The organism is Enterovibrio qingdaonensis, from assembly GCF_028683135.1.
Taxonomy (GTDB): domain Bacteria; phylum Pseudomonadota; class Gammaproteobacteria; order Enterobacterales; family Vibrionaceae; genus Enterovibrio; species Enterovibrio qingdaonensis.
The window spans coordinates 126,055-146,328 of sequence record NZ_JAJUBB010000012.1; the positions used below are offsets into that span (position 1 = coordinate 126,055).

17 protein-coding genes are annotated in these 20,274 nt (G+C 48.8%); 7 read left to right on the forward strand and 10 right to left on the reverse strand.

Annotation, left to right across the window (positions count from 1 at the left end; genetic code table 11):
- Window positions 1-30: 30 nt before the first annotated feature.
- Both LRP49_RS16465 and udp read left to right on the forward strand, forming a co-directional pair.
- Window positions 31-2,427: a zinc/cadmium/mercury/lead-transporting ATPase gene (locus LRP49_RS16465; protein WP_274143401.1), complete on the forward strand. Its 2,397-nt coding sequence runs from the start codon at window positions 31-33 to the stop codon at window positions 2,425-2,427.
- 187 nt (window positions 2,428-2,614) lie between these two features.
- Window positions 2,615-3,382 (forward strand): uridine phosphorylase, encoded by a 768-nt coding sequence (udp, locus tag LRP49_RS16470; RefSeq protein ID WP_274143402.1) that lies wholly within the window; start codon window positions 2,615-2,617, stop codon window positions 3,380-3,382.
- A 105-nt stretch (window positions 3,383-3,487) separates the two neighbouring features.
- Here udp and LRP49_RS16475 read toward each other — a convergent pair whose 3' ends face one another.
- Entirely contained in the window at window positions 3,488-4,219 is a 732-nt protein-coding gene (locus LRP49_RS16475; RefSeq protein WP_274143403.1) for an FCD domain-containing protein, read from the reverse strand.
- Between the two features lie 390 nt (window positions 4,220-4,609).
- Between LRP49_RS16475 and LRP49_RS16480 the strand changes: the two genes are divergently transcribed.
- The 4 genes from LRP49_RS16480 to LRP49_RS16495 are packed head-to-tail and all read left to right on the forward strand — an operon-like array spanning window position 4,610 to window position 7,700.
- Window positions 4,610-4,918 (forward strand): hypothetical protein, encoded by a 309-nt coding sequence (locus LRP49_RS16480; protein WP_274143404.1) that lies wholly within the window; start codon window positions 4,610-4,612, stop codon window positions 4,916-4,918.
- Window positions 4,902-5,822 carry a sialic acid TRAP transporter substrate-binding protein SiaP gene (locus LRP49_RS16485; protein ID WP_274143405.1) on the forward strand — a complete coding sequence of 307 codons (921 nt, stop codon included), beginning with the start codon at window positions 4,902-4,904 and terminating at the stop codon, window positions 5,820-5,822. The genes LRP49_RS16480 and LRP49_RS16485 overlap by 17 nt, the downstream gene beginning before the upstream one ends.
- A 12-nt stretch (window positions 5,823-5,834) precedes the next feature.
- A complete protein-coding gene (locus LRP49_RS16490; RefSeq protein WP_274143406.1) occupies window positions 5,835-6,413 on the forward strand; it encodes a TRAP transporter small permease in 579 nt (192 codons plus the stop codon).
- Window positions 6,414-6,419: 6 nt separating this feature from the next.
- A complete protein-coding gene (locus LRP49_RS16495) occupies window positions 6,420-7,700 on the forward strand; it encodes a TRAP transporter large permease (RefSeq protein ID WP_274143407.1) in 1,281 nt (426 codons plus the stop codon).
- Window positions 7,701-7,785: 85 nt separating this feature from the next.
- On the opposite strand, the gene LRP49_RS16500 is transcribed toward LRP49_RS16495, so the two are convergent.
- The 8 genes from LRP49_RS16500 to aldA all read right to left on the reverse strand — a co-directional run bounded on the left by LRP49_RS16500 (window position 7,786) and on the right by aldA (window position 16,777).
- On the reverse strand, window positions 7,786-8,550 hold the full coding sequence (locus LRP49_RS16500) for an SDR family oxidoreductase (protein ID WP_274143408.1): 765 nt from the start codon (window positions 8,548-8,550) through the stop codon (window positions 7,786-7,788).
- Window positions 8,550-9,575 (reverse strand): zinc-dependent alcohol dehydrogenase, encoded by a 1,026-nt coding sequence (locus LRP49_RS16505; protein WP_274143409.1) that lies wholly within the window; start codon window positions 9,573-9,575, stop codon window positions 8,550-8,552. The genes LRP49_RS16500 and LRP49_RS16505 overlap by 1 nt, the downstream gene beginning before the upstream one ends.
- A gap of 54 nt (window positions 9,576-9,629) precedes the next feature.
- Window positions 9,630-10,721, reverse strand: a complete 1,092-nt coding sequence (locus LRP49_RS16510; protein WP_274143410.1) for a mandelate racemase/muconate lactonizing enzyme family protein — start codon at window positions 10,719-10,721, stop codon at window positions 9,630-9,632.
- On the reverse strand, window positions 10,718-11,689 hold the full coding sequence (locus LRP49_RS16515; RefSeq protein ID WP_274143411.1) for an ABC transporter permease: 972 nt from the start codon (window positions 11,687-11,689) through the stop codon (window positions 10,718-10,720). Before LRP49_RS16515 ends, LRP49_RS16510 begins: the two co-directional genes overlap by 4 nt.
- Window positions 11,690-12,646, reverse strand: coding sequence for an ABC transporter permease (locus LRP49_RS16520; RefSeq protein ID WP_274143412.1), 957 nt, complete (start codon window positions 12,644-12,646; stop codon window positions 11,690-11,692).
- Window positions 12,647-12,687: 41 nt separating this feature from the next.
- Window positions 12,688-14,193, reverse strand: a complete 1,506-nt coding sequence (locus tag LRP49_RS16525) for a sugar ABC transporter ATP-binding protein (protein WP_274143413.1) — start codon at window positions 14,191-14,193, stop codon at window positions 12,688-12,690.
- Window positions 14,194-14,277: 84 nt separating this feature from the next.
- The gene (locus LRP49_RS16530; protein WP_274143414.1) at window positions 14,278-15,255 is read right to left on the reverse strand and encodes an ABC transporter substrate-binding protein; all 978 of its coding nucleotides are present in this window, start codon (window positions 15,253-15,255) and stop codon (window positions 14,278-14,280) included.
- A gap of 49 nt (window positions 15,256-15,304) precedes the next feature.
- The gene (aldA, locus tag LRP49_RS16535; protein ID WP_274143415.1) at window positions 15,305-16,777 is read right to left on the reverse strand and encodes an aldehyde dehydrogenase; all 1,473 of its coding nucleotides are present in this window, start codon (window positions 16,775-16,777) and stop codon (window positions 15,305-15,307) included.
- A gap of 334 nt (window positions 16,778-17,111) precedes the next feature.
- Here aldA and LRP49_RS16540 point away from each other — a divergent pair, with 334 nt between their 5' ends.
- Window positions 17,112-18,722, forward strand: coding sequence for a GMC family oxidoreductase (locus LRP49_RS16540; RefSeq protein ID WP_274143416.1), 1,611 nt, complete (start codon window positions 17,112-17,114; stop codon window positions 18,720-18,722).
- A gap of 161 nt (window positions 18,723-18,883) precedes the next feature.
- On the opposite strand, the gene LRP49_RS16545 is transcribed toward LRP49_RS16540, so the two are convergent.
- Window positions 18,884-20,053 (reverse strand): Card1-like endonuclease domain-containing protein, encoded by a 1,170-nt coding sequence (locus LRP49_RS16545; protein ID WP_274143417.1) that lies wholly within the window; start codon window positions 20,051-20,053, stop codon window positions 18,884-18,886.
- Window positions 20,054-20,274 lie beyond the last annotated feature (221 nt).

A 20,274-nucleotide genomic window follows, 5' to 3' on the forward strand; every position in this document is an offset into this window, starting at 1 on the left:
CTTAGGGAAATTCAAGAAAAGGAGATCCCTATGTGTAATTCTTGTCACACCACTCAATGTAAGAATCCAAAACATCAACTCACCAACCATGAGTCTGTTGTGAATGCATCGTGCTGCTCGTCAACCTCGGCTGCAACGCCTCCGTCATCTTGCTCGACAACAGAAATATCTTCGGATGATACCGATGACCCAGCTGCCCAAGGCTGTTGCAAAAATACGTGTAGCAGTCCAGACAATACTCACGAAATAAACCAAAAAACGACAGACGCCGCCATGCAATTTTCTTGGCGAGTAACGAATATGGATTGCCCTAGCTGTGCAGGCAAACTAGAGAAAGCCATTTCAGGTATTGAAGGCGTTGTTAGTGCCAATGTTCTGTTTGCAACGGAAAAGCTGGTTGTAACAACGGACCCATCTAAAGATCTGACGAAAGCAATCAAACAACATGCTGAGAAAGCGGGTTTTCCTCTTCAAGAGCTTTCTGCTCCTAAGTCCAAAGAAGTGCCCAAAACGGTAATCGAACGCATAAAAGAAGAAGGGGTCTTAGCCTCGCTGATCGGCACCATGGTCGTTGCTGGCATTCTATCGAATTGGTACCCAGAGTTAGCAAGCGGGTTGTTTACCTTTGCAACTGTGCTGGGGCTTATCCCCATTGTTAAAAAAGCCTTTAACCTTGCCAAAAGCGGTTCTCCATTTTCAATCGAAATGCTCATGTCTATTGCGGCCTTCGGTGCGCTGTATTTAGGCGAGACCGTAGAAGCGGCGATGGTGTTAGTGCTGTTCTTGATCGGTGAGCGGTTAGAAGGATACGCCTCCCAACGTGCAAGAGCGGGTATTCAAGCTTTGATGGCGCTGGTTCCAGATAACATCATTCGAATTGATAGCAGTGGTAAACGCGAAGATGTCCCTGTTTCCTCATTAGCACCTGGCGATGTGATTGAAATTGCCCCCGGTGGTCGCTTGCCTGCCGATGCGACGCTGCAAGGTGATGTTGCCAGTTTTGATTTGAGTGCATTAACGGGCGAGTCTATTCCTGTTGAACGCCAGTCAGGAGAGAAAGTGCCAGCAGGTGCGATTGCTGTGGACCGCTTGGTACTGATGGAAGTGGTTTCTAAACAGGGTGAAAGCGCGATAGATCGTATTCTGAACCTGATTGAAGAAGCCGAGTCACGTCGGGCACCAGTAGAAAGATTTATTGATAAATTCAGCCGTTGGTATACGCCGCTGATGATACTCGTTGCTGCACTCGTAGTAACAATTCCGCCATTAATGTTCGGTGAAAGCTGGGATACGTGGGTATACCGTGGCCTCGCGTTACTTCTTATTGCATGTCCTTGTGCGTTAGTGATTTCCACGCCAGCCGCGATGACATCAGGCTTGGCTGCTGCTGCGCGCCAGGGCGCACTGATCAAAGGCGGTGCGGCGTTGGAAGCGTTAAGCAAAGTTGAATGGGTTGCGTTTGATAAGACGGGCACGCTTACTCAAGGCAAACCTGTGGTTACCGATATCCTAAGTTGGCATGGGGACCAAAATGAGCTGCTGTCATACGCCGCTGCGGTTGAGAAAGGGTCTCATCACCCGTTAGCGAAAGCACTTGTTGAAAAAGCTGAAGAAACAGGCGTTGCAGACCTTGAAGCCACGAATATCACAGCACAAGTGGGTAAAGGCGTGTCTGGCGACGTTAATGGCACATGTATTGAACTGATCGCACTGGATAAATTGGGTGAAGAACGCGTTTTAGCTCAGTCCTTTAACGATGAAGCTCAAGAGTTAGCAGAGCAAGGAAAAACCGTTGCAGTGGTGTTCTCCAATACGCGCGCAGTGGGTGTTATCGCGTGGCGTGATGAACTAAGGCCAACGGCAAAACTTGCAGTAGATAGCTTGAACGAGCTAGGTATAAGGTCGCTAATGCTAACGGGTGACAATGAAAAAGCGGCAGCGGGCCTCGCGAGTAAACTGAATATGGATTATCGCGCAGGATTAATGCCTGAAGATAAGGTAACTGAAGTCAATACATTGGCGAGTTCGTCCAGAGTAGCAATGGTTGGGGACGGCATCAATGATGCGCCAGCGATGAAAGCGGCAACCATTGGTATTGCGATGGGCAGCGGCACGGATGTCGCTCTGGAAACGGCCGACATCGCGCTTAGCCACAACCGAATTGAAAGTGTGGCAGATGTGGTGATACTCGCAAAAGCCACAATGTCGAATGTCCATCAAAATGTAGCACTTGCGGTAGGTTTGAAAGCTATCTTCCTCGTCACCAGTGTTTTAGGTTTTACGGGGCTTTGGGTAGCCGTGCTCGCGGACAGTGGTGCAACAGCGATAGTGACACTGAATGCGTTGAGGTTGCTAAGACATGGAAAAGACCAATCAATGGAGAAAACAGCAAAGCTGGTGGACGTGGAACAAAAAATCTCACACTAAAAGTGATATTTGTCACTAATGGTTGTAATTGAATGTATGTTTCATTTATCAACTGTGATCAAAGGCACTTTATTTTTCACTGAAAACGCTATGGTGGTAGAGAAATTCATCGCCACCATCGCGTTTTTCTTCGTTGAAAAACAGTAACGTGTTGGTTGTTAGGCGAGATACTTTTTAGGAGAGGATCATGACTGAGCAAACCGTATTTCATTTGGGTGTGACACAAGCAGACTTAGAAGGTGCAAAGCTGGCAATAATCCCGGGTGACCCAGCGAGAGTAGAAAAAATCGCCGCACTGATGGACTCTCCGAAGTTTCTGGCCAGCCATCGCGAGTACACGGTTTATCTTGCAAAACTGGATGGTGAATCTGTCGTGGTGTGTTCAACGGGTATTGGTGGTCCTTCAACGTCGATCGCGGTTGAAGAACTTGCACAACTAGGTGTGCGTACTTTTCTGCGCGTGGGAACAACAGGCGCAATTCAGCCGCACATTAATGTTGGCGACATGATTGTCACAACAGGCTCTGTTCGACTTGATGGTGCAAGCCTGCACTTTGCGCCGATGGAATTCCCTGCAGTGGCAGATTTTGATGTCGCTACCGCGATGAAAGCTGCGGCAACAGAATCAGGTGCGACCGTTCACACGGGCGTCACAGCGTCTAGTGATACCTTCTATCCTGGCCAAGAGCGTTATGACACTTTCAGTGGCCGCGTTGTGCGCCGTTTCCAAGGCTCGATGCAGGAATGGCAAGATATGGGTGTGCTGAACTTTGAGATGGAATCGGCCACTTTGCTAACCATGTGTGCGAGTTCAGGTCTACGAGCGGGTTGTGTTGCGGGTGTTATTATTAACCGTACACAAAAAGAGATCCCAGATGAGGCATCTTTGGTTGCGGCGGAAAAACGCTCGATTAGCGTGGTGGTTGAATCTGCACGTAAGCTTTTGAAGAGTTAATCAAACCCCAGTTCGATCACCGACGGCGCATTGCGCGGCCTGATGGTGGATCAAACCGATAAGAACGGCCCGAGTTTTGGGCCGTTTTTTTATATCACTTCAAACTTAAAACGTTGAGCTGACTTGTTCCCATGACGTCTCAAGGTGCGTTAGCAATGCTTGTTCTGCAGCATCAGGATCGCGCTCCAAAATGGCCAAATAGATGGCTTCGTGTGCGATGTAGTTCATTTGATTGCGGTCTGCGTCCCTTTCCATCATGTCCCAATGCGGTGCAAGCCATGAGGTAAAGCCTTGGTGGATCGCAGGGAGTATCGGATTATCTGCAATGGTGTAAAGCGTGTAGTGAAACGCTTTATCGGTATGATAGAAAGAGAGCGAATCGTTAATTGCAGCTTTGTTTGCTGCCAGAGCCGCTTTTAGTGCTTGGATGTCTTCTTTAGACGCCTTGGTTGCTGCGTCTCTTACCAAAGTACGTTCAACGAATACACGCATATCATAAAGATGCTTGATATCAGGCTTGGTAGACAGGAAATGTTTAACGATGCCGCCAACTGCGTCGAGTGCAGTGTGGTAGTCGGGTTTGCGTACGATAGGGCGGTAACGCGCTCTGTTAATGATCAACCCGCGATTCTCGAGTGCGACAATGGCTTCACGAATCACTGTTCGACTGGCGTTGAACATCTCCATAAGCGAGCGCTCAGAGGGCAAGGGCGCATTGTTTTCTAGTTTTCCACTAACAATCTGCTGTTCGAGGGATTCAATGATCTCATCAGCTGCACGGCCTCTGTTTGGGGGGGCGTCTTCATACTCACTGTTTTTGTCGATTGTTTTATCCATACGCGACGTCACTCTTCTGCTGCCTTTGTAAATCAACCCATTCAGTGTACACCGTCATCGCATCATTATCCCTTGAAAAGACATAAATGAATTTTTGGTATGACTAAAAATATACGAGGATATATTTTTAACATATTGAAATACAATGATATGAATATTAAATGTAAAAATAATGTTGCGAATTGGTCGGTCGTGGTTCATTATTTAATGACTTTATTGTCGTACCAAATATACAAAATGAACCAATGTGGACGGCATAAGTGACGTGCAATTCGGCCAAAATTTGGCCTTGTACGTGAGCGTTTTTTATTCTGTTTGGGAAAAATTGTGCGAATCGACCATATAGGAACCACAGTTGAATAGGTTCTTTGGTAACTGACAGGTTCGACAATGTGGATGACGCATTGTCTGGAAATGAGCGATGAGGGCGTTTCGTTTTACGTGAACGCCTCAGGCTTAGTTGGTAGTGCAATCATTTCACGGAGTAGAGGACTGAAACATGCGAAAGGAAAATGTGTTCGTAGGGACGAAAAAGCAAAGCAACTTTTCCCAATCACCACCCCTGTCGGTAGCCGACGCGAAAACATCTACTTATTTATCTCAATCACAGCCAGTTTCTTCAATAAGACGGTATTTAGGCCGAGCTTTTACGCGTTTTTCTTTATTACTTTGTACCTGCGTGATGGCGACTTCAGTTAACGCGGCGATTACGCTCAAATGGGCGCATGTTTATGAGCCGGAGCATCCTTATCACAAAAGCGCATTGTGGGCGGCAGAGGAGCTGAAAAAACGCACTGATGGCCGTGTGGAATTGAGTGTTTATCCGAGTTCCTCGTTGGGCAAGGAAGTGGATATCAATGAAGGGCTGAACATTGGTGCAGTGGACATTATCTTCTCTGGTGCCGCATTTTCTGAGCAATTCTATGGGCCTGTTTCTATCTCAAACTACCCGTTTATGGTCCGCGATTTTGAGCATTGGAAATCTTATCGTGACAGTGATTTGTTCGACGAAATCAAAGCGGGCTATAAAGATGCGACAAACAATGAGATCACGGCGTTATCGTATTATGGTCAACGCCACGTAACATCGAACACACCCATTACCGAGCCTAAGGACATGGAAGGTCTGAAAATTCGTGTCCCCAATGCGCCCTTGTTTATGATGTTTCCTCAAGCAACAGGTGCCAACCCAACACCAATGGCATTCTCTGAAGTGTACCTTGCACTTCAACAAGGCGTAGTGGATGCGCAAGAGAACCCACTTCCAACTATCAAGTTCAAAAAGTTCTACGAAGTCCAATCGAATATCAACCTGACAGGGCATATCACTATTTCATCGCTGACGTTAATTTCTGGCCTGACCAAAATGAAAGTGGGAGAGGAAGACTACGCCATCCTTGCAAGTATCACTGATGAAGCGTCTATGCGGGCTTCAGAGGAAGTGAATAAATCTGAGAAAGAGTTAGGGGCTTGGTTTGAATCGCAAGGTGTCCGAGTCAATCAGGTGGATAAAGCGGCTTTCCAGAAAGCAGTCGCTCCGCTGTTACTTGGTGACGACTTACCCTTCACGCAGGAACAAGCATCACGTCTGAAAGCGCTTTAGAGATAGTACGGTATGTTGAGAAAAATTATTGACCGTCAGGTCGGCGAGAAGTCTGAGGAGGCTTCTCGCCCCTCTCATGCGCCAGGCCCTAAGTTGTTTTCCGATGACGTACATTGGCTTGATGCGCCTGGGCTCATCATTTTTTTTATTCTAATGGTCGTTGTCTTCATGCAGTTTTTTACACGCTATGTGCTGAACGACTCCTTAGGTTGGACGGAGGAAGTTGCCCGCTTCTTACTGGTGATGTTGGCGTTCTCAGGCTCAGTGACTGCGGTGCGTAAAGGTAGCCACATCTTTCTTGAATTCTTTTATCGATACTTGCCCCAGAACTTTGTGAAAGCGACGTCGATAATCGCCGAGCTTATTACGACCAGTTTCTACGGATATATGGTCTATGTCGGCTATCAACTTGCGCAGCTGACGCGACAAAACATGGTGTCTATTCCTGTACCTAAGGCCGCTATCTATTGGGCTGTCGCGTTTTGTTTTGCCTTGATGGCATTGCTTTCCGTTTGGCGTTTATTAGTCAAGTGGAGGATGAGCAACAAAGAGGTGTTGGAAGAAATCGAAACGTTGAGCGTGAAGGAGTAATCGCAAATGGGTATTTCGTTGTTATTTATTTCGCTATTTGTCTTTTTGCTCATCGGTGTTCCGGTTGCTGTTTCTCTTGGATTGGCTTCTCTGATCTTCATTATGGTTCAAGGGATGCCGGAAATGATTGTGCTTCACAACATGATTGGTGGTGTAAACAGCTTTCCCCTGATTGCTGTTCCGTGTTTCATTCTTGCCGGGCATTTGATGAATGAAGCAGGCATTACGGACAAAATCTTTGCGTTTGCCCGAGCGTGTGTAGGTTGGTTGCATGGTGGGCTTGGGCACGTAAACATCGGTGCGAGCGTGATTTTTGCTGGTATGTCCGGGGCGGCTGTTGCAGATGCTGGTGGTCTGGGCTCGATAGAAATTAAAGCAATGCGTGATGCTGGGTACGATGACAGTTTTTCTGTTGGTGTCACGGCTGCTTCTTCAACCATTGGTCCCATCATCCCCCCCTCACTGCCCTTGATTGTGTATGGCGTGATAGCAGATGCTTCTATCGGTCAGTTGTTTGCCGCAGGTATTTTGCCGGGGTTGATGATGGCACTATCGCTCATGGCGATGGTTGCTTGGTACGCTAAGCGCAATGGGTATCCGAAAGATGGCAGTTTCATGCTGTCACGCTTGTACTCAACGTCAATAGAAGCCTTCTTACCGCTTATGACGCCAGTCATCATCGTGGGGGGAATATTGTTTGGGATATTCACACCAACAGAAGCTGCGATTGCTGCTGTAGCGTACTCCATGTTTCTCGGAATGGCGGTGTACAAAACGCTCACGTGGCGCTCACTGCTAAAAGTCTCCATTGATACGGTAGAAACCACCGCGTCCATTTTGATGATCATTGCGGCATCAGCGATCTTCGCTTGGATACTTACCGCGAATCAGGTCGCACAGCATTTCTCCGACTTCTTACTTGGCTTGTCTGACAACAAAATCGTATTGATGTTGATCATCACTTTGTTGATCCTGTTTATCGGTTGTTTCATGGAAACACTGGCAGCGATTACCATCTTGGTGCCCGTGTTATTGCCCGTGGTTGTCGCGCTTGATGTGAGTCCAGTTCATTTCGGCATCATTCTTATTCTGAACCTGATGCTGGGCTTGCTGACTCCGCCAGTCGGCATGGTCTTGTATGTGTTGGCGAAAGTGGCGAATGTGCCGTTTGAGAGGTGTGTTGTTGCGACTGCACCATTTCTCATTCCGTTAGTCGTGGTGCTGCTCATGCTAACGTTTGTACCTGCGTTTACGCTCTGGCTACCTTCAATGATTTATCTCCAATAAGACGGTGAATTAGACCCATTCATTGTGCAATGGGATATAACAAAACGCCCTCGCATTCATTTGCCAGGGCGTTTTTGTTTGCGATTCAGTGAGCCATCCAACCACCATCCACGGTCAAAATGGTGCCATGAACATAATTGGCTGCAGCAGAGGCTAGGAACACCACTGGGCCACCGAAATCCTCTGGGCTACCCCAACGCCCCGCAGGAATGCGTTGCAGGATGGACTCGGAGCGTATCGGGTCATCCCTTAGTGCCTGTGTGTTATCCGTGGCGATATACCCCGGAGCGATGGCATTCACGTTAACACCCTGACTTGCCCATTCGTTGGAAAACGCTTTTGTTAGCTGGCCGATGCCACCTTTAGACGCCGCATAGCCTGGCACGGTAATGCCGCCCTGAAAGGTCAACAAGGAAGCGGTAAAAATGATTTTCCCTTGGCCTCGCGCGACCATATTTTTGCCAATTTCCCGGGTCACCAAAAACTGTGCGTTTAGATTAACCTCGATGGTTTCATCCCAAAACTCATCACTGTGTTCGACAGCAGGCGCACGTTTAATGGTGCCGGCATTGTTGACGAGGATATCGATATCGGGGTGCTCAGTATCTATCTGCTTTAAAAAGGATTTCACGGACTGGCGATTAGAAAAATCACATTGGTATGTCCAACACTGTCGACCTGTTTCTAATACGGATTTTTCAATGGCACTGCCTTGCGTCTCTATACTTTGGCTAACGGCAATAATGTCTGCGCCTGCTTGTGCCAGTGCTTCAGCCATCGCTTTGCCGATCCCTCTTTTGGCTCCGGTCACCAGTGCTTTCTTACCACTCAAATCAAATGCGTTGTTCATCAATTTATCTCCGGGTTAACGGCGATCAGGGTTTTCATCGACAAATCTTTCGGTGGAATAAACGCGGATTGAATGTCGTCTAGAGGGTGTTTATTTGTAATCACATCGTCTGGATTCACTTTCCCTTCGCTTAATAAGCGGATGGCGTATTCAAAATCAGTATCTTCATACACGCGTGCTCCAAGCAGTTCGAGCTCCTGCCAGAAGAACTTAAACAAATCGATAGTGGGTTTGGTGGTGTGGATGGCAACCATGCAAATGCGCGCTTGAGTCGCGGAGACTTGAGTGAATAGATCAACACCAGCTTGGACGCCAGAGGTGTCAAAAATGGCGTTAAAGCCTCGGCCATCAGTGTCGTTTCGCAGTTGTTCAACAAGATCTGCGTCTTTGGCGTTGCGGGCGTTAAAACCAAGATTTTTTGCATACGCGATACGCTTTTCATCCACTTCGCAGATGGTCACATGAGTGCCGACCTCCCGAGCCACCATAGCGATAAGCATACCGATAGGACCACCACCAATGACTAGAACGTCCTCACCAGCAACAACCTGTGCGCGATTGATATCGTGGCAGGCCACCGCCAAAGGCTCAACGATCGCAGCGTGGGCGAGGGAAACCCCATCAGGAAGATGATGAATAGTATGTGCGGGAACAGACCAATATTCTTGAAACGCCCCGTTTGTGTCTAAGCCTAAAAACTTCAGGTTTTCACAGATATGTTTTAAGCCGCGTTTACATGTCGAACATTCGCCACAATGATCGAGAGGGCGAACCACCACACGATCGCCGGCTGAGGCATCTTCCACATTTTTACCCACAGCATGGATGACGCCTGACATTTCATGGCCAATTACGCGGTGCATGCCGACGCGGGCATCCATATGACCGTGGTATACGTGCACATCAGTACCGCAAATGCCGCAATACGCCACGCGGATTTGAACTTCATCGTCTTTTGGGGGGGAGATAGTTACGGATTCGACCGTAAAGGTTTTGTTCCCTTCGTAGAATGCTGCTTTAGCCATTGTAATTGTCCTTTCCTTTTGTGTTGAAGTATCGACTTGTTGTGCTCAGTGACGTTAGCCAGCATGTGCAGATTCAAGTTTTTCCCAATCAAAAATCACGCCTGTCCCTGGCGTATCTGGCGCGACCGCACGCCCGCTTTCAATGACGACAGGGCGTGTCGTGTATTGCTCTATGGGGAAGGAGTGGATTTCCAGCCAACCTTCGCAAGACTGGCTGGAGACCAGACTGACGTGGAGCTCCTGCATGCCGTGACTACACACGGGAACGCCTTTCTCCTTCGCCAACGCTGCGGCATCTAACCAACCAGTGATGCCACCGCAATTAGATGCATCAGGCTGGATGAAAGAGAGTGACGCGATCTCAAATGCCAGTTTGAACTCTTCTTGGGTATGAAGGTTTTCACCCATGGCAAGCGGGATTGCGGTCGAGGAAGCGATGGTTTGGTAAGCGAAGTAATCGTCGGGTATTGTCGGTTCTTCAAACCATGCCAAATCATAAGGTTCGAAGGCATGGCTAGCGTCTATGGCGTGCTCAACCGTCATGGAGTAGTTGGCATCAACCATAAAGGTTCGATCGGGTCCCAGCATGTCGCGCACGGCTTTTACGCGCGCTGTGTCGTCATCCAGATTGGGCAGTCCCACTTTGATTTTTATCGCTTCGACGCCACGTGCTAAATAGCCTTCAATGTTGTTGAGCAGCTTAGGTAATGGGAAATTTAGATCTACGCCACCGCAGTAACAATTGCAGTGATTCGCATGCCCGCCGGCCATTTTCCAAAGAGGCTGATGACGTTGTTTGCCTTTGAGATCCCAAAGCGCGATATCAATAGCGGAAATGGCAAACGTCGAAATACCACCGCGGCCAACGTAATGCATGCGCCAGAGCATTGCGTCGTAAATACCCCGAATGTCTGAGGCATCTTTTCCGATAAGAAAGGGGATCAAATCCGCGTCCAAGGTGGCTTTAATACCGTTCCCGCCAACGCCGCCTGTATAGGTATATCCCACACCTACATCGCCATTTTCCAGTGTGATTTCAGCCGTAATCAGCTCAAAGTGAGTGTGTGCACCGTGCTTAGCGTCAGCCAGTGGTTCATCCAGAGGGATGCGGAAAAGTCGAGATCTCACCTGCGCAATTTTTGTCATGTCAAACTCCGTTTATTCAATGCGTGTTTTTTGACGAGGTGTGCTTGAACCAAAATGACCCCAAGCAAGAAGCCACCGCGGATCACCATCTGCCAGTACGCAGACAAGCTGATGCTGCCCAATCCATTTTCGAAATTCAGGACGTTAAAAATCAGTCCTAAGAGAAGTGCGCCTCCGACGGTAGCAATCACTGAACCAGAGCCTCCGGTAAGCAAGGTGCCGCCGACCACGACCGCGGCAATAGCTGACAACTCCCAGCCAACGCCTTCAAGTGGTTGTCCTGCACCAAAACCTGAGGCTAAAAATACGCCCGCTAATCCAGCACAACCGCCACTAAGCAGGTACACAAAGACTTTGACGCGATTAACGTTGAGCCCCATCAAGGTGGCTGCCTGCTCGTTATCGCCAACCGCGAGCACTTTTCGTCCAAGTGGCATGTGTTCTAACAAGACCCATGTGAACAGCACCAGAATCAGTACAACGACGATGGTCCAAGGCAACACGCCAAAGGCTTTGCCTAAGCCGAGTTGAGTAAAATTGGATGACCAGTCTATGGAGATGGTTTGTGCACCTGAAATGACAAGAGAGCCGCCTTTCGCGCCCAGCATGGTGGCGAGGGTGGCAATGAAGGGAGGAATTCGCATCACGGTAATGAAAAAGGCGTTGATCGCGCCGAATGCCACGCCAGCGAGAATGCCGCCAGGCAAGGCGACTTCCAACCCATAAGGGCTGAGATAAGCGGCAATGACAGACGAAAATGCCGCGACAGAGCCGACGGACAAATCAATCCCGCCTGTCATGATGACAAAGCACATGCCGATCGAAATGGCGATAAACATAGCGTTGTAATTAAGAAACGAGGCGATGTTGTAGCTGCCGAGGAAATTGTCGTAACGTAAGCCGCCAAATATCACTAGCCCGAAAAAGACCAGCCAAACGCCAATAGTTTGTTTGTGAGAGCGTGTCATTTAGCCAGCCCTCCGCGTTTGTTGCACATACACAGCAAGGACAATGATGAGTGCTTTTGCAATGAGCGCGACTTCATCTTCCACGCCATTGGCAAGCAGGGTGTACTTCACCAATTGAATGATGACGGCCCCAAATACGGCACCAAAGATAGGGGCCTTACCACCTTGCAGTACGGCACCGCCAACGACGGCTGCTGCAATGGCATCAAGCTCCATCAATTCGCCATTCCTTGCAGCATCAGACGCGGAGTTGATAGACACCACAATCATGCCAGCAATACCCGCGAGCACACTGCATGTGGCATAAGCGGCGATTTTGACCTTTTTAACGGGGACACCCGCGAGGTGGGCCGATCGCTCGTTACCACCCACCGACAATAAATAGCGGCCAAACGCTGTGCGTCTGACGATAAAACTGAAGATGATTGCCAAGACCAACATAAGCCAGCCTTGGAACGGTAATCCAAGGATTTCACCGCGACCGAGGAAAGCAAACCCTTCGTTGTTGAAGGTTTGTAGATTGCCGTTGGTCAGTACCTGAGAAATTCCACGGCCTGAAATAAATAAAATAAGGGTGGCAATGATGGGCTGAATGCCCCAGTTACAAATGAGATAGCCGTTAAACATGCCGCACAACGCCGCAACGAATAGAGGGATTATGATGGCCGCAGTTAGGCCTAACGCTGGGTAGCTTTCAGCGAAGGAGGAGGTGAAAATTAAGGGTGAAAGGGCACCCGCCAGTGCCATAACTGCACCGACAGAGAGGTCTATCCCAGCGGTTGCAATCACGAGTGTCATGCCGATTGCCACGATAGCGATGGTCGCAACTTGGCTGATGTTGACGAACAGCGTCTGCATATGCAGGAAGTTGGGTGTAAACAAGACATTGAAACCCAGCAGGAGGAAGAAGCTGATAGCACCGCCATACCGCCAAAGGCTTTGTTGTTTATCTTTCACTTTGTGATGTCCTTTTCCCTGAGAAAGTAACCAAAACATGGCTATTTACCGGCCATTTCGCGTACGAGAGCGTCTTCTGTAATGTTGGGTGCGACGAGCTCAGAGACCGCTGTGCCTTCGTTTAGTACCACGATGCGATCCGCGCCTTCGATTAACTCTTCGAACTCTGAACTAATGAGAAGTACAGCGTTTCCTTGGTCGACGTAGTCGCGAATAATGGTTTGGATTTCACGTTTTGCGCCGATATCAACCCCACGGGTCGGTTCGTCAAGAATGAGAATATCGGGCTCGGTAGCCAGCCAGCGGGCGAGGAGCACTTTTTGCTGATTTCCACCGGAAAGCTCACTGATAGGCTGATTGATATCCGCGGTTTTGATACCAAGTGCAGTGACGTACTTTTGTACAAGTGCCTCTTCTTCCTCAGCATTCACAATGCCACTGCGAGAGACCTTTGAGACCATCGCGAGAGTGAGGTTTTCACGCACGCTCATCTCGGGAACAATGCCTTCCATTTTTCGATCTTCAGACAGAAAGCCGATATTGAGCGCGATGGCGTCAGACGGTGAATCAATCAACACGTCTTCGCCCCTGATCTTGATGTTCCCGGAGGTCAGGGCATCCACGCCAAAGATGGCACGAGCGGCTTCGGTTCGTCCCGAACCCAGTAATCCACCCAAGCCGACAATCTCGTTTTTCTTTAAAGTGATGGAGATGTTGTTCAGATGGTGGTGGGTGGATATGTCTTTGGCTTCAAGAAGGGTTTCTCCAACCTCATGATCACCGCCTTTTAACTCCGTTAAGCCAGACTCCTGAATTGAGTTTTCATCGCAGCCTAGCATGTCTGAAATCAGCTCAAGCTTATTGGTGTTTTTAATGTTGCGTTGTTCTACCGTTTGTCCGTCACGCATGATGGTGACGCTGTCGCAAACCGCAAAAAGCTCTTCAAGAAAATGGGAAACATAAAGAACAGAGACGCCTCTGGCTTTTAGCGAGCGAATCACACCGAACAAGACGTTGATTTCTTTGTCGTCTAACGAAGAGGTTGGTTCGTCCATAATCACCAGTCGTGTGTCGAGCGAGACAGCGCGTGCGATCGCGACCAATTGCTGAATGGCGGTAGAGTAATCACCGAGCGGTGCGCGGACATCGATATCAATACCGAAATCTGCCAGTACCTTTTTGGCATGCTGGTGGCAGGCATTCCAGTCGATAAAGCAACCCAGCCGTTTTAGCTCGTGACCCATCATGATGTTTTCGGTCACGCTTTGGAGTGGCACAAGATTAAGCTCCTGAAAAATGGTTGCCACGCCATGCGCTTGGGCATCCCCCGGCCCTGTGAATAACCTCTCTTTCCCAGCGAAGAGCACACTCCCGCTATCGCGCGTGTACACACCAGTAAGAATTTTTATGAGGGTTGATTTCCCTGCACCGTTCTGGCCGATAAGCGCATGCACCTCACCGGGTACGATTTGCAACGAGGCATCTCGCAATGCGGGGTTCCCCGAAAAGGCTTTTTGAATCCCTTCCATGCAGAGCAACGTGTCCATATAGCGCCTCTTAAATGTGCGGGGCTTTATCGCCCCGCGATAGTGCTATTTCTCTTGTTTTCAGTGTGTTGAATTGCGGGTTAATCAGTACGCGGAATCGACAAACTGCGCGGCATTTGCCTTGGTGAAAATGCGATCTTTAACCTGTACCCAAGGTTCAATTTCTTCGCCGTTGGCGTAGCGCGTCATGGTTTCGCATGCGAGAGGGCCAAAGAACGGAGAGCTTTCTACAGTGACGCCCATTTTGCCGTCGATGATGGCTTGCAATGCGTCACGGGTTCCGTCGATCGAAACGACCATAACGTCCTGACCTGGTTTGCGGCCAGCTAGCTCTAGTGCTTGGATTGCACCGATGGCCATCTCATCGTTGTGGGCATATACGATGTTGACGTCAGGGTGAGATTGCAGGAGGGTTTCCATGACTTGGCGACCTTTGTCACGCGCGAAATCACCTGACTGAGAGGCCACAATCGTCATGTTGTCTTGCTTGGCGATCACATCATCAAATCCTTTACGACGGTCATTAGCGGGTGAAGAGCCCGTGGTGCCTTCCAGCTCGATGATCACCCCTTTGTCGCCCTTGAAGTTGGCCACTGCCCATTCCGCTGCGCGTTTGCCTTGATCGACAAAGTCAGAGCCCAAGAATGCGACGTAGTGTTCACCTGGACGGGCAACATTTTTGTCAACTGAGCGGTCAACCAGGAAGGTAGGAATGCCAGCCGCAAATGCTTTCATTACTGCAGGAAGTAGGGGTTTTTCTTCGCGTGGAGGAAGGAAGATGACGTCGACACCTTGCGCGATCATGGAGTCAATATCAGCGACTTGCTTTGCTGCAGAGCCCGCAGCATCGGTGATCACTATGTCCCAATTACATTGTTCTGCGGTATCACGGAATGACTGTGTTTCAGCAATGCGCCAAGGGTTGTTACTTTCCATTTGGGCAAAGCCAACTTTGTAAGTGTCCTTTTTCTCGAGAGGAGGCAGGTCCCCAGCGGTTGCAGCAAAAGTGAGCGTTGCAAAACTTAGCGAAACCAGATGTGTTGCCAGTGTTTTAAGTTGCATTCCTTTTTCCTCTTACTTCAGTGTCTACGTACAACAGATAAGTGCAGAATCAGTCTTGCCAGTTCAAGTACAAGGTCTGTTTCTTCATATACTCATCAAGACCATATTTCCCGTCTTCACCCCCAAGCCCAGACTGCCTCCACCCGTTATGGAAGCCTTGAACTTGTTCACCATTGGCGCGGTTAAAGTAGATTTCACCAACCTTGAGAGATGCTGAGAGCCCCATAAGACGACTTATCTTTTGGGTGAAGACATAGGCGGATAGGCCGAAGTCGCTGTCATTGGCATGCTCAATGGCTTCGTCGAAATCTGACACGCGCAGGGCAGGTATGGCTGGGCCGAAGATTTCTTTTTGCATGAGGGGGTTTTGGTTGTTTTTAACTTCCAAAATACTGGGAGCAAACCAATACCCTTTTTCTAGGTCACCACATGCTTGTGGGCCACCTTTGAGCAGGTATTCCGCGCCCGCTTCTAAGCCTTGTTCAACGAGGTTTTGTACTTTATCCCGTTCAACTCGACTGACTTTGGGGCCGAGTGAGACATTTGTCATAGGGTCCCCCATCGTTAATGCGCGGCATTTTTCGATAAATTTATCGAGGAATTCGTCAGCGATTGCTTGGTGTAAATACATGCGTTCATTGCAGGTACAGATTTGTCCTGCATTGGTAAATCGCGCAATGACAGCAGCGTCGACAGCTTTTTCGAGGTCGGCATCTTCCATCACGATAAAAGGGGCTTTTCCGCCGAGTTCGAGTCGTACCGCTTTGATGCGCTCTGCAGCAGTAGTGAGTATTTGACGTCCTGCCCGGGTGCTACCGGTGAGAGTAACGAGATCGGAATGTGGGCTTTCAACCAGTGTTTGTCCGACAACCGCTCCTCGTCCCGTTACTACGTTAAAAACGCCATTTGGTAGTCCAACATCGCGGGCGATTTTCGCCAGAGCAAGGCCTGAGAGAGGGGTGTTTTCATGGGCAAGAAGCACAAAACTATTACCCGCAACGAGCGCAGGCCCCAGTTTTCTGGCAACCAATGCACAGGGATAATTCCATGCGGTTAACCCAACCACGACGCCATAAGGCACTCTGTGGATCCAAAGCTCTTCATTGCGGTTATCCGAGGGAATAATGTCGCCTTCCAGGCGGTAAGCGTTGTTGGCAGCAAAGTGAAGAAAGGCTGCAGTCGCCTTGACTTCGCCTTGCGCCTCTTGAAAAGGCTTACCTTGTTCGGCGGTAATGATGCTGGCGAGGTAATCGTGTTGGCGTTCAATCTCTAATGCCATTTTTCGCACAAATGCTGCGCGCTCAGCAGCAGGTTTGCGTGACCAGACTTTTTGGGCGGAAGTGGCAACACTAAGGGCTGATTCCGCGTCGGTCGGCGTCCCTTCAGGAATACGCGCAATGATGTTTTCATTGGCTGGGTTGTCTACGGAGATCGTGCTTTTTGCATCGCCCTTCGTGAACTCACCATCAATGAACATCTGAGCTTCAATAACGTTTCCTACCTGAAGATCGTTCAACCACATTCTCAAAATTCCTTTTTGGTATGATCAAAATGGTCATCTTTTTGAGAGGAACCCTATGACCGGCGTTTAAATAAGCAGTTTATTCCAATATAGCGGCGTGAAATTCATTTTGTGTCTTATTTATGAAAATGTTTGGTCGTACCAAATCATGTATCTTGTGAGAGGTAGGTAAGATAAAACGTTATATGAAGCTGAATGGGTATGCCGTTTCCCGAGGGTATAGTTAAGCGCGTTTATAGGGAGGCGTTGGCTATCTTTAGGTGGATGAAGGTTTACATCCAACGAGAAAGTGCTCGTCAGCGCACTTTCTAGAACGAATCATCAAGGAGTGATTGTGGAAACATCGTATGACTATATCGTTGTAGGAGGCGGCTCGGCAGGGTGTGTGGTTGCGGCAAAATTGTCCGCAATAGGCACGGTATTATTGTTAGAGGCAGGACATTCACATCACCATCCTTTGCTTGATATGCCTCCCGGTATTTTCAAAATGATCAATGGCTCCAAGTACATGCGTTATCACACCACCACACCTCAAGCCCATTTAGACGGCAGGCAACACGACATTCCTCAAGGTCATGTGTTGGGAGGCGGCTCATCGGTAAATGCGCAGGTGTATATGCGGGGAAGGCCGTCAGACTATGACGAATGGCAGTCTATCTTGTCTGATAACGATGAGAACCCTGGTTGGGGGTGGGACGATGTGTTGCCCTACTTCAAAGGGATGGAGTCCAACATTCGACTAAATGACGCCTATCATGGTGTGGATGGCCCCATGAAGGTGTCAGATCCCGGCCATATCGATGACTTTTCCCGTTGGTTTGTTCAGGCCATGCAATCAGTGGGACTGCCGTTCAATCACGACTTTAATGGGGAGTCCCAATTTGGTGTCGGCTTTTACCAGTTTATGAACCGAAACGGAAAGCGAAGCTCGGCGGCATATGCTTATGTTGAACCGCAGAAAGACAACCCAAATCTCACGGTATTATTGAACACAGAAGTGCACAGAATCGTCCTCGAAGGGGAGGTAGCAACTGGGGTTGAATGTGTGCTCAAGTCCGGCGAGAAAAAGACGTTTACCGCTGAAAAAGAAGTGGTGGTCAGTGCAGGGGCACTTGTTACTCCAAAACTACTGATGCTTTCAGGCATTGGAGACAAATCGCATCTCGCTGAGCATGGCATTGCCTGCCAACTTGATTTGCCGGGCGTAGGGCAAAATTTGATTGATCACCCTGAAGTGCCAATTACAGCCTTTGCGAATGGCCCATATGGCTATTATCGGCAAGGCGAAGGATGGCGAATGTTGAAAAGCGGCTTGCAGTTTAAACTGTTTGGCTCTGGGCCTGTCACTTCTGCAGGCGTGGAAGCGGGGGCCTTTGTTAACCCGACCAACTTTGATTCTCCACCCAGCATTCAAGCGTTTTGTGTTCCGATTGTTTATTTAGACAGGGACAGTCGCCAATTTCTAAAGGACGACTATGGCTTGACTGTCACCACAGTTGTGATTAAGCCCTTGTCACGCGGAGAGGTAAAGCTGGCGTCCTCTGATCCTGCTCAAATGCCAATAGTTTCACCGAACTTGCTGAAAGATCCGCGTGACATGCAGCAGATGATCGAAGGCCAGCGGTTCTTCCTTCAAGCCTTCTCGGCTCCACCACTTAGTCAATACATACGAAGCGTCGCTATCCCTGATCCCAATGACACCTCAGATGAGGTGCTATTAACGCACTGCAAACGCTTCGTGAAAACCAACTACCACCCCGCGGGTACGGCTAAAATGGGAGCCGAAGGAGACCCAATGGCGGTGCTTGATGCCAAAATGCGTATAAGAGGAACACGTAATTTACGCGTGTGTGATATGTCATCAGTGCCGAACATTAACGCAGGAAACACCAATTCTGTCGCGATGATGTTAGGCGCACGCTGCGCTGACTTTATTGTCGGGTGACACTGAAAACCGTAGGGTAGTTAGTGATTGATATGGATTAGATGGCTATACGTTAGCTCGTATTGCGACATAAAAAATACCCTCAGCACTCGAAGGCTGAGGGTATGATTAATAACTATTTACAGTAGTGTGTTACTGATAAACGTCTTGGCTGTTGGTTGTTACGCGAAACCCGATTTTTCGTAGCCACCGGCGCGTACAAACCACTGATGAAGGTGAGTTTTAAGATCGCTCAGCTCATCAGGACCAATCAGTGCCAAACCAAGGTCGGTTGCACGTGTAATGTCATGATGACGAAGAGGTCGGAAGCTTACCAGCATCGCACGTGCTTGCAGGCCACCTAACAAGTCTCGAATTGATTCCAGCTTATACAGGGTGTCATCACCATCACTGGACATACCTTTGGTTTTACATTCGATGATATGCAGCTTGTTATTTACCACAGTTGCCACATCAAGCTCGTTCCGAACTTCTTTGTCGCCGATTTGACGATATACCTGAACACCCAATGATAGGTCTTGAATGGTCAGCAACTCGCGGCGGATTTCCTCAACAATATGGTGAACATACCACTCAAGCCATTCACCGTTAGCAAAGCGTCTTGCCGCTTCGCTTGAGAAAGTGAGAATGCCATTCTCATACGCTGATAAACCAGCCTGAGTGAGATCGTCGAGTAGCATGCCTAGCTCACGATAGCCTTGCTGCTTTTCGCTAAGCTCAACATCCAGTTTCTGTTCTTTGCGGCACGTAGTCGCCAAATAGTTCAGCGTTGCCAGACCCGGACCTAATTCGTATGCGTTGCTTGCCCACTTATGACCAAGCGTCTCAATGGTTGAATCAAGAACACTTCGGGAGTCATCTTCTTGCAGTTCACAGCGCGCCCCAAAGATCGTTAGGTAATCGCTGATGTTGATGTGGTCTTCCACTTGCTGCTGCTGACGACCGTCTGGGTATAACCAGCATAGCTCATCACTGAAAGGTTCAATCACATAGATTGGCCAGTGATAAGTACGGAAAATTTCGTATGCGCTGAGCAGGCGGTGACGCAAGCCACAGCTCGCGTTAAACCAGACGTCAGAGCCATCCTGCTTGAGGTTTTCTGCCAGCTCCTGAATCTTGGCTTTGATTAACGGGATATTGATATCAGAAGGGATTTGGAAAAATTCTGTCTCAATACCTTTAGGGGTGAGCACTGCACTCATCTGCTCATATTGTGGAGCCTGACATTCAACACCAATGAAAATCATCTTCTCGGCCTTGAATTTGCGGTGCAAAAGTGCGGTGACCAGTCTAACTGGGTCTTGATCTATGATACCGACATGAATGGCCATATTAACTCCGTGCGAGGTCAGTGTGTTTGCAGTATGAGGGGGAATGCACTGACCTTTTTATTTAGTCCTCATAATATCTGGTCATGAGACGCGATATTCAAGTACTTAGTGTTAATTGTCGTTAAAACAGTTCCGCAGGTTTGTTTCAATCGCAGTTTTTCTGAGCAATTTGTTTATCTAACCGCCATGATTTTTCTAATCTTAATAAAGTCATCCGTGTC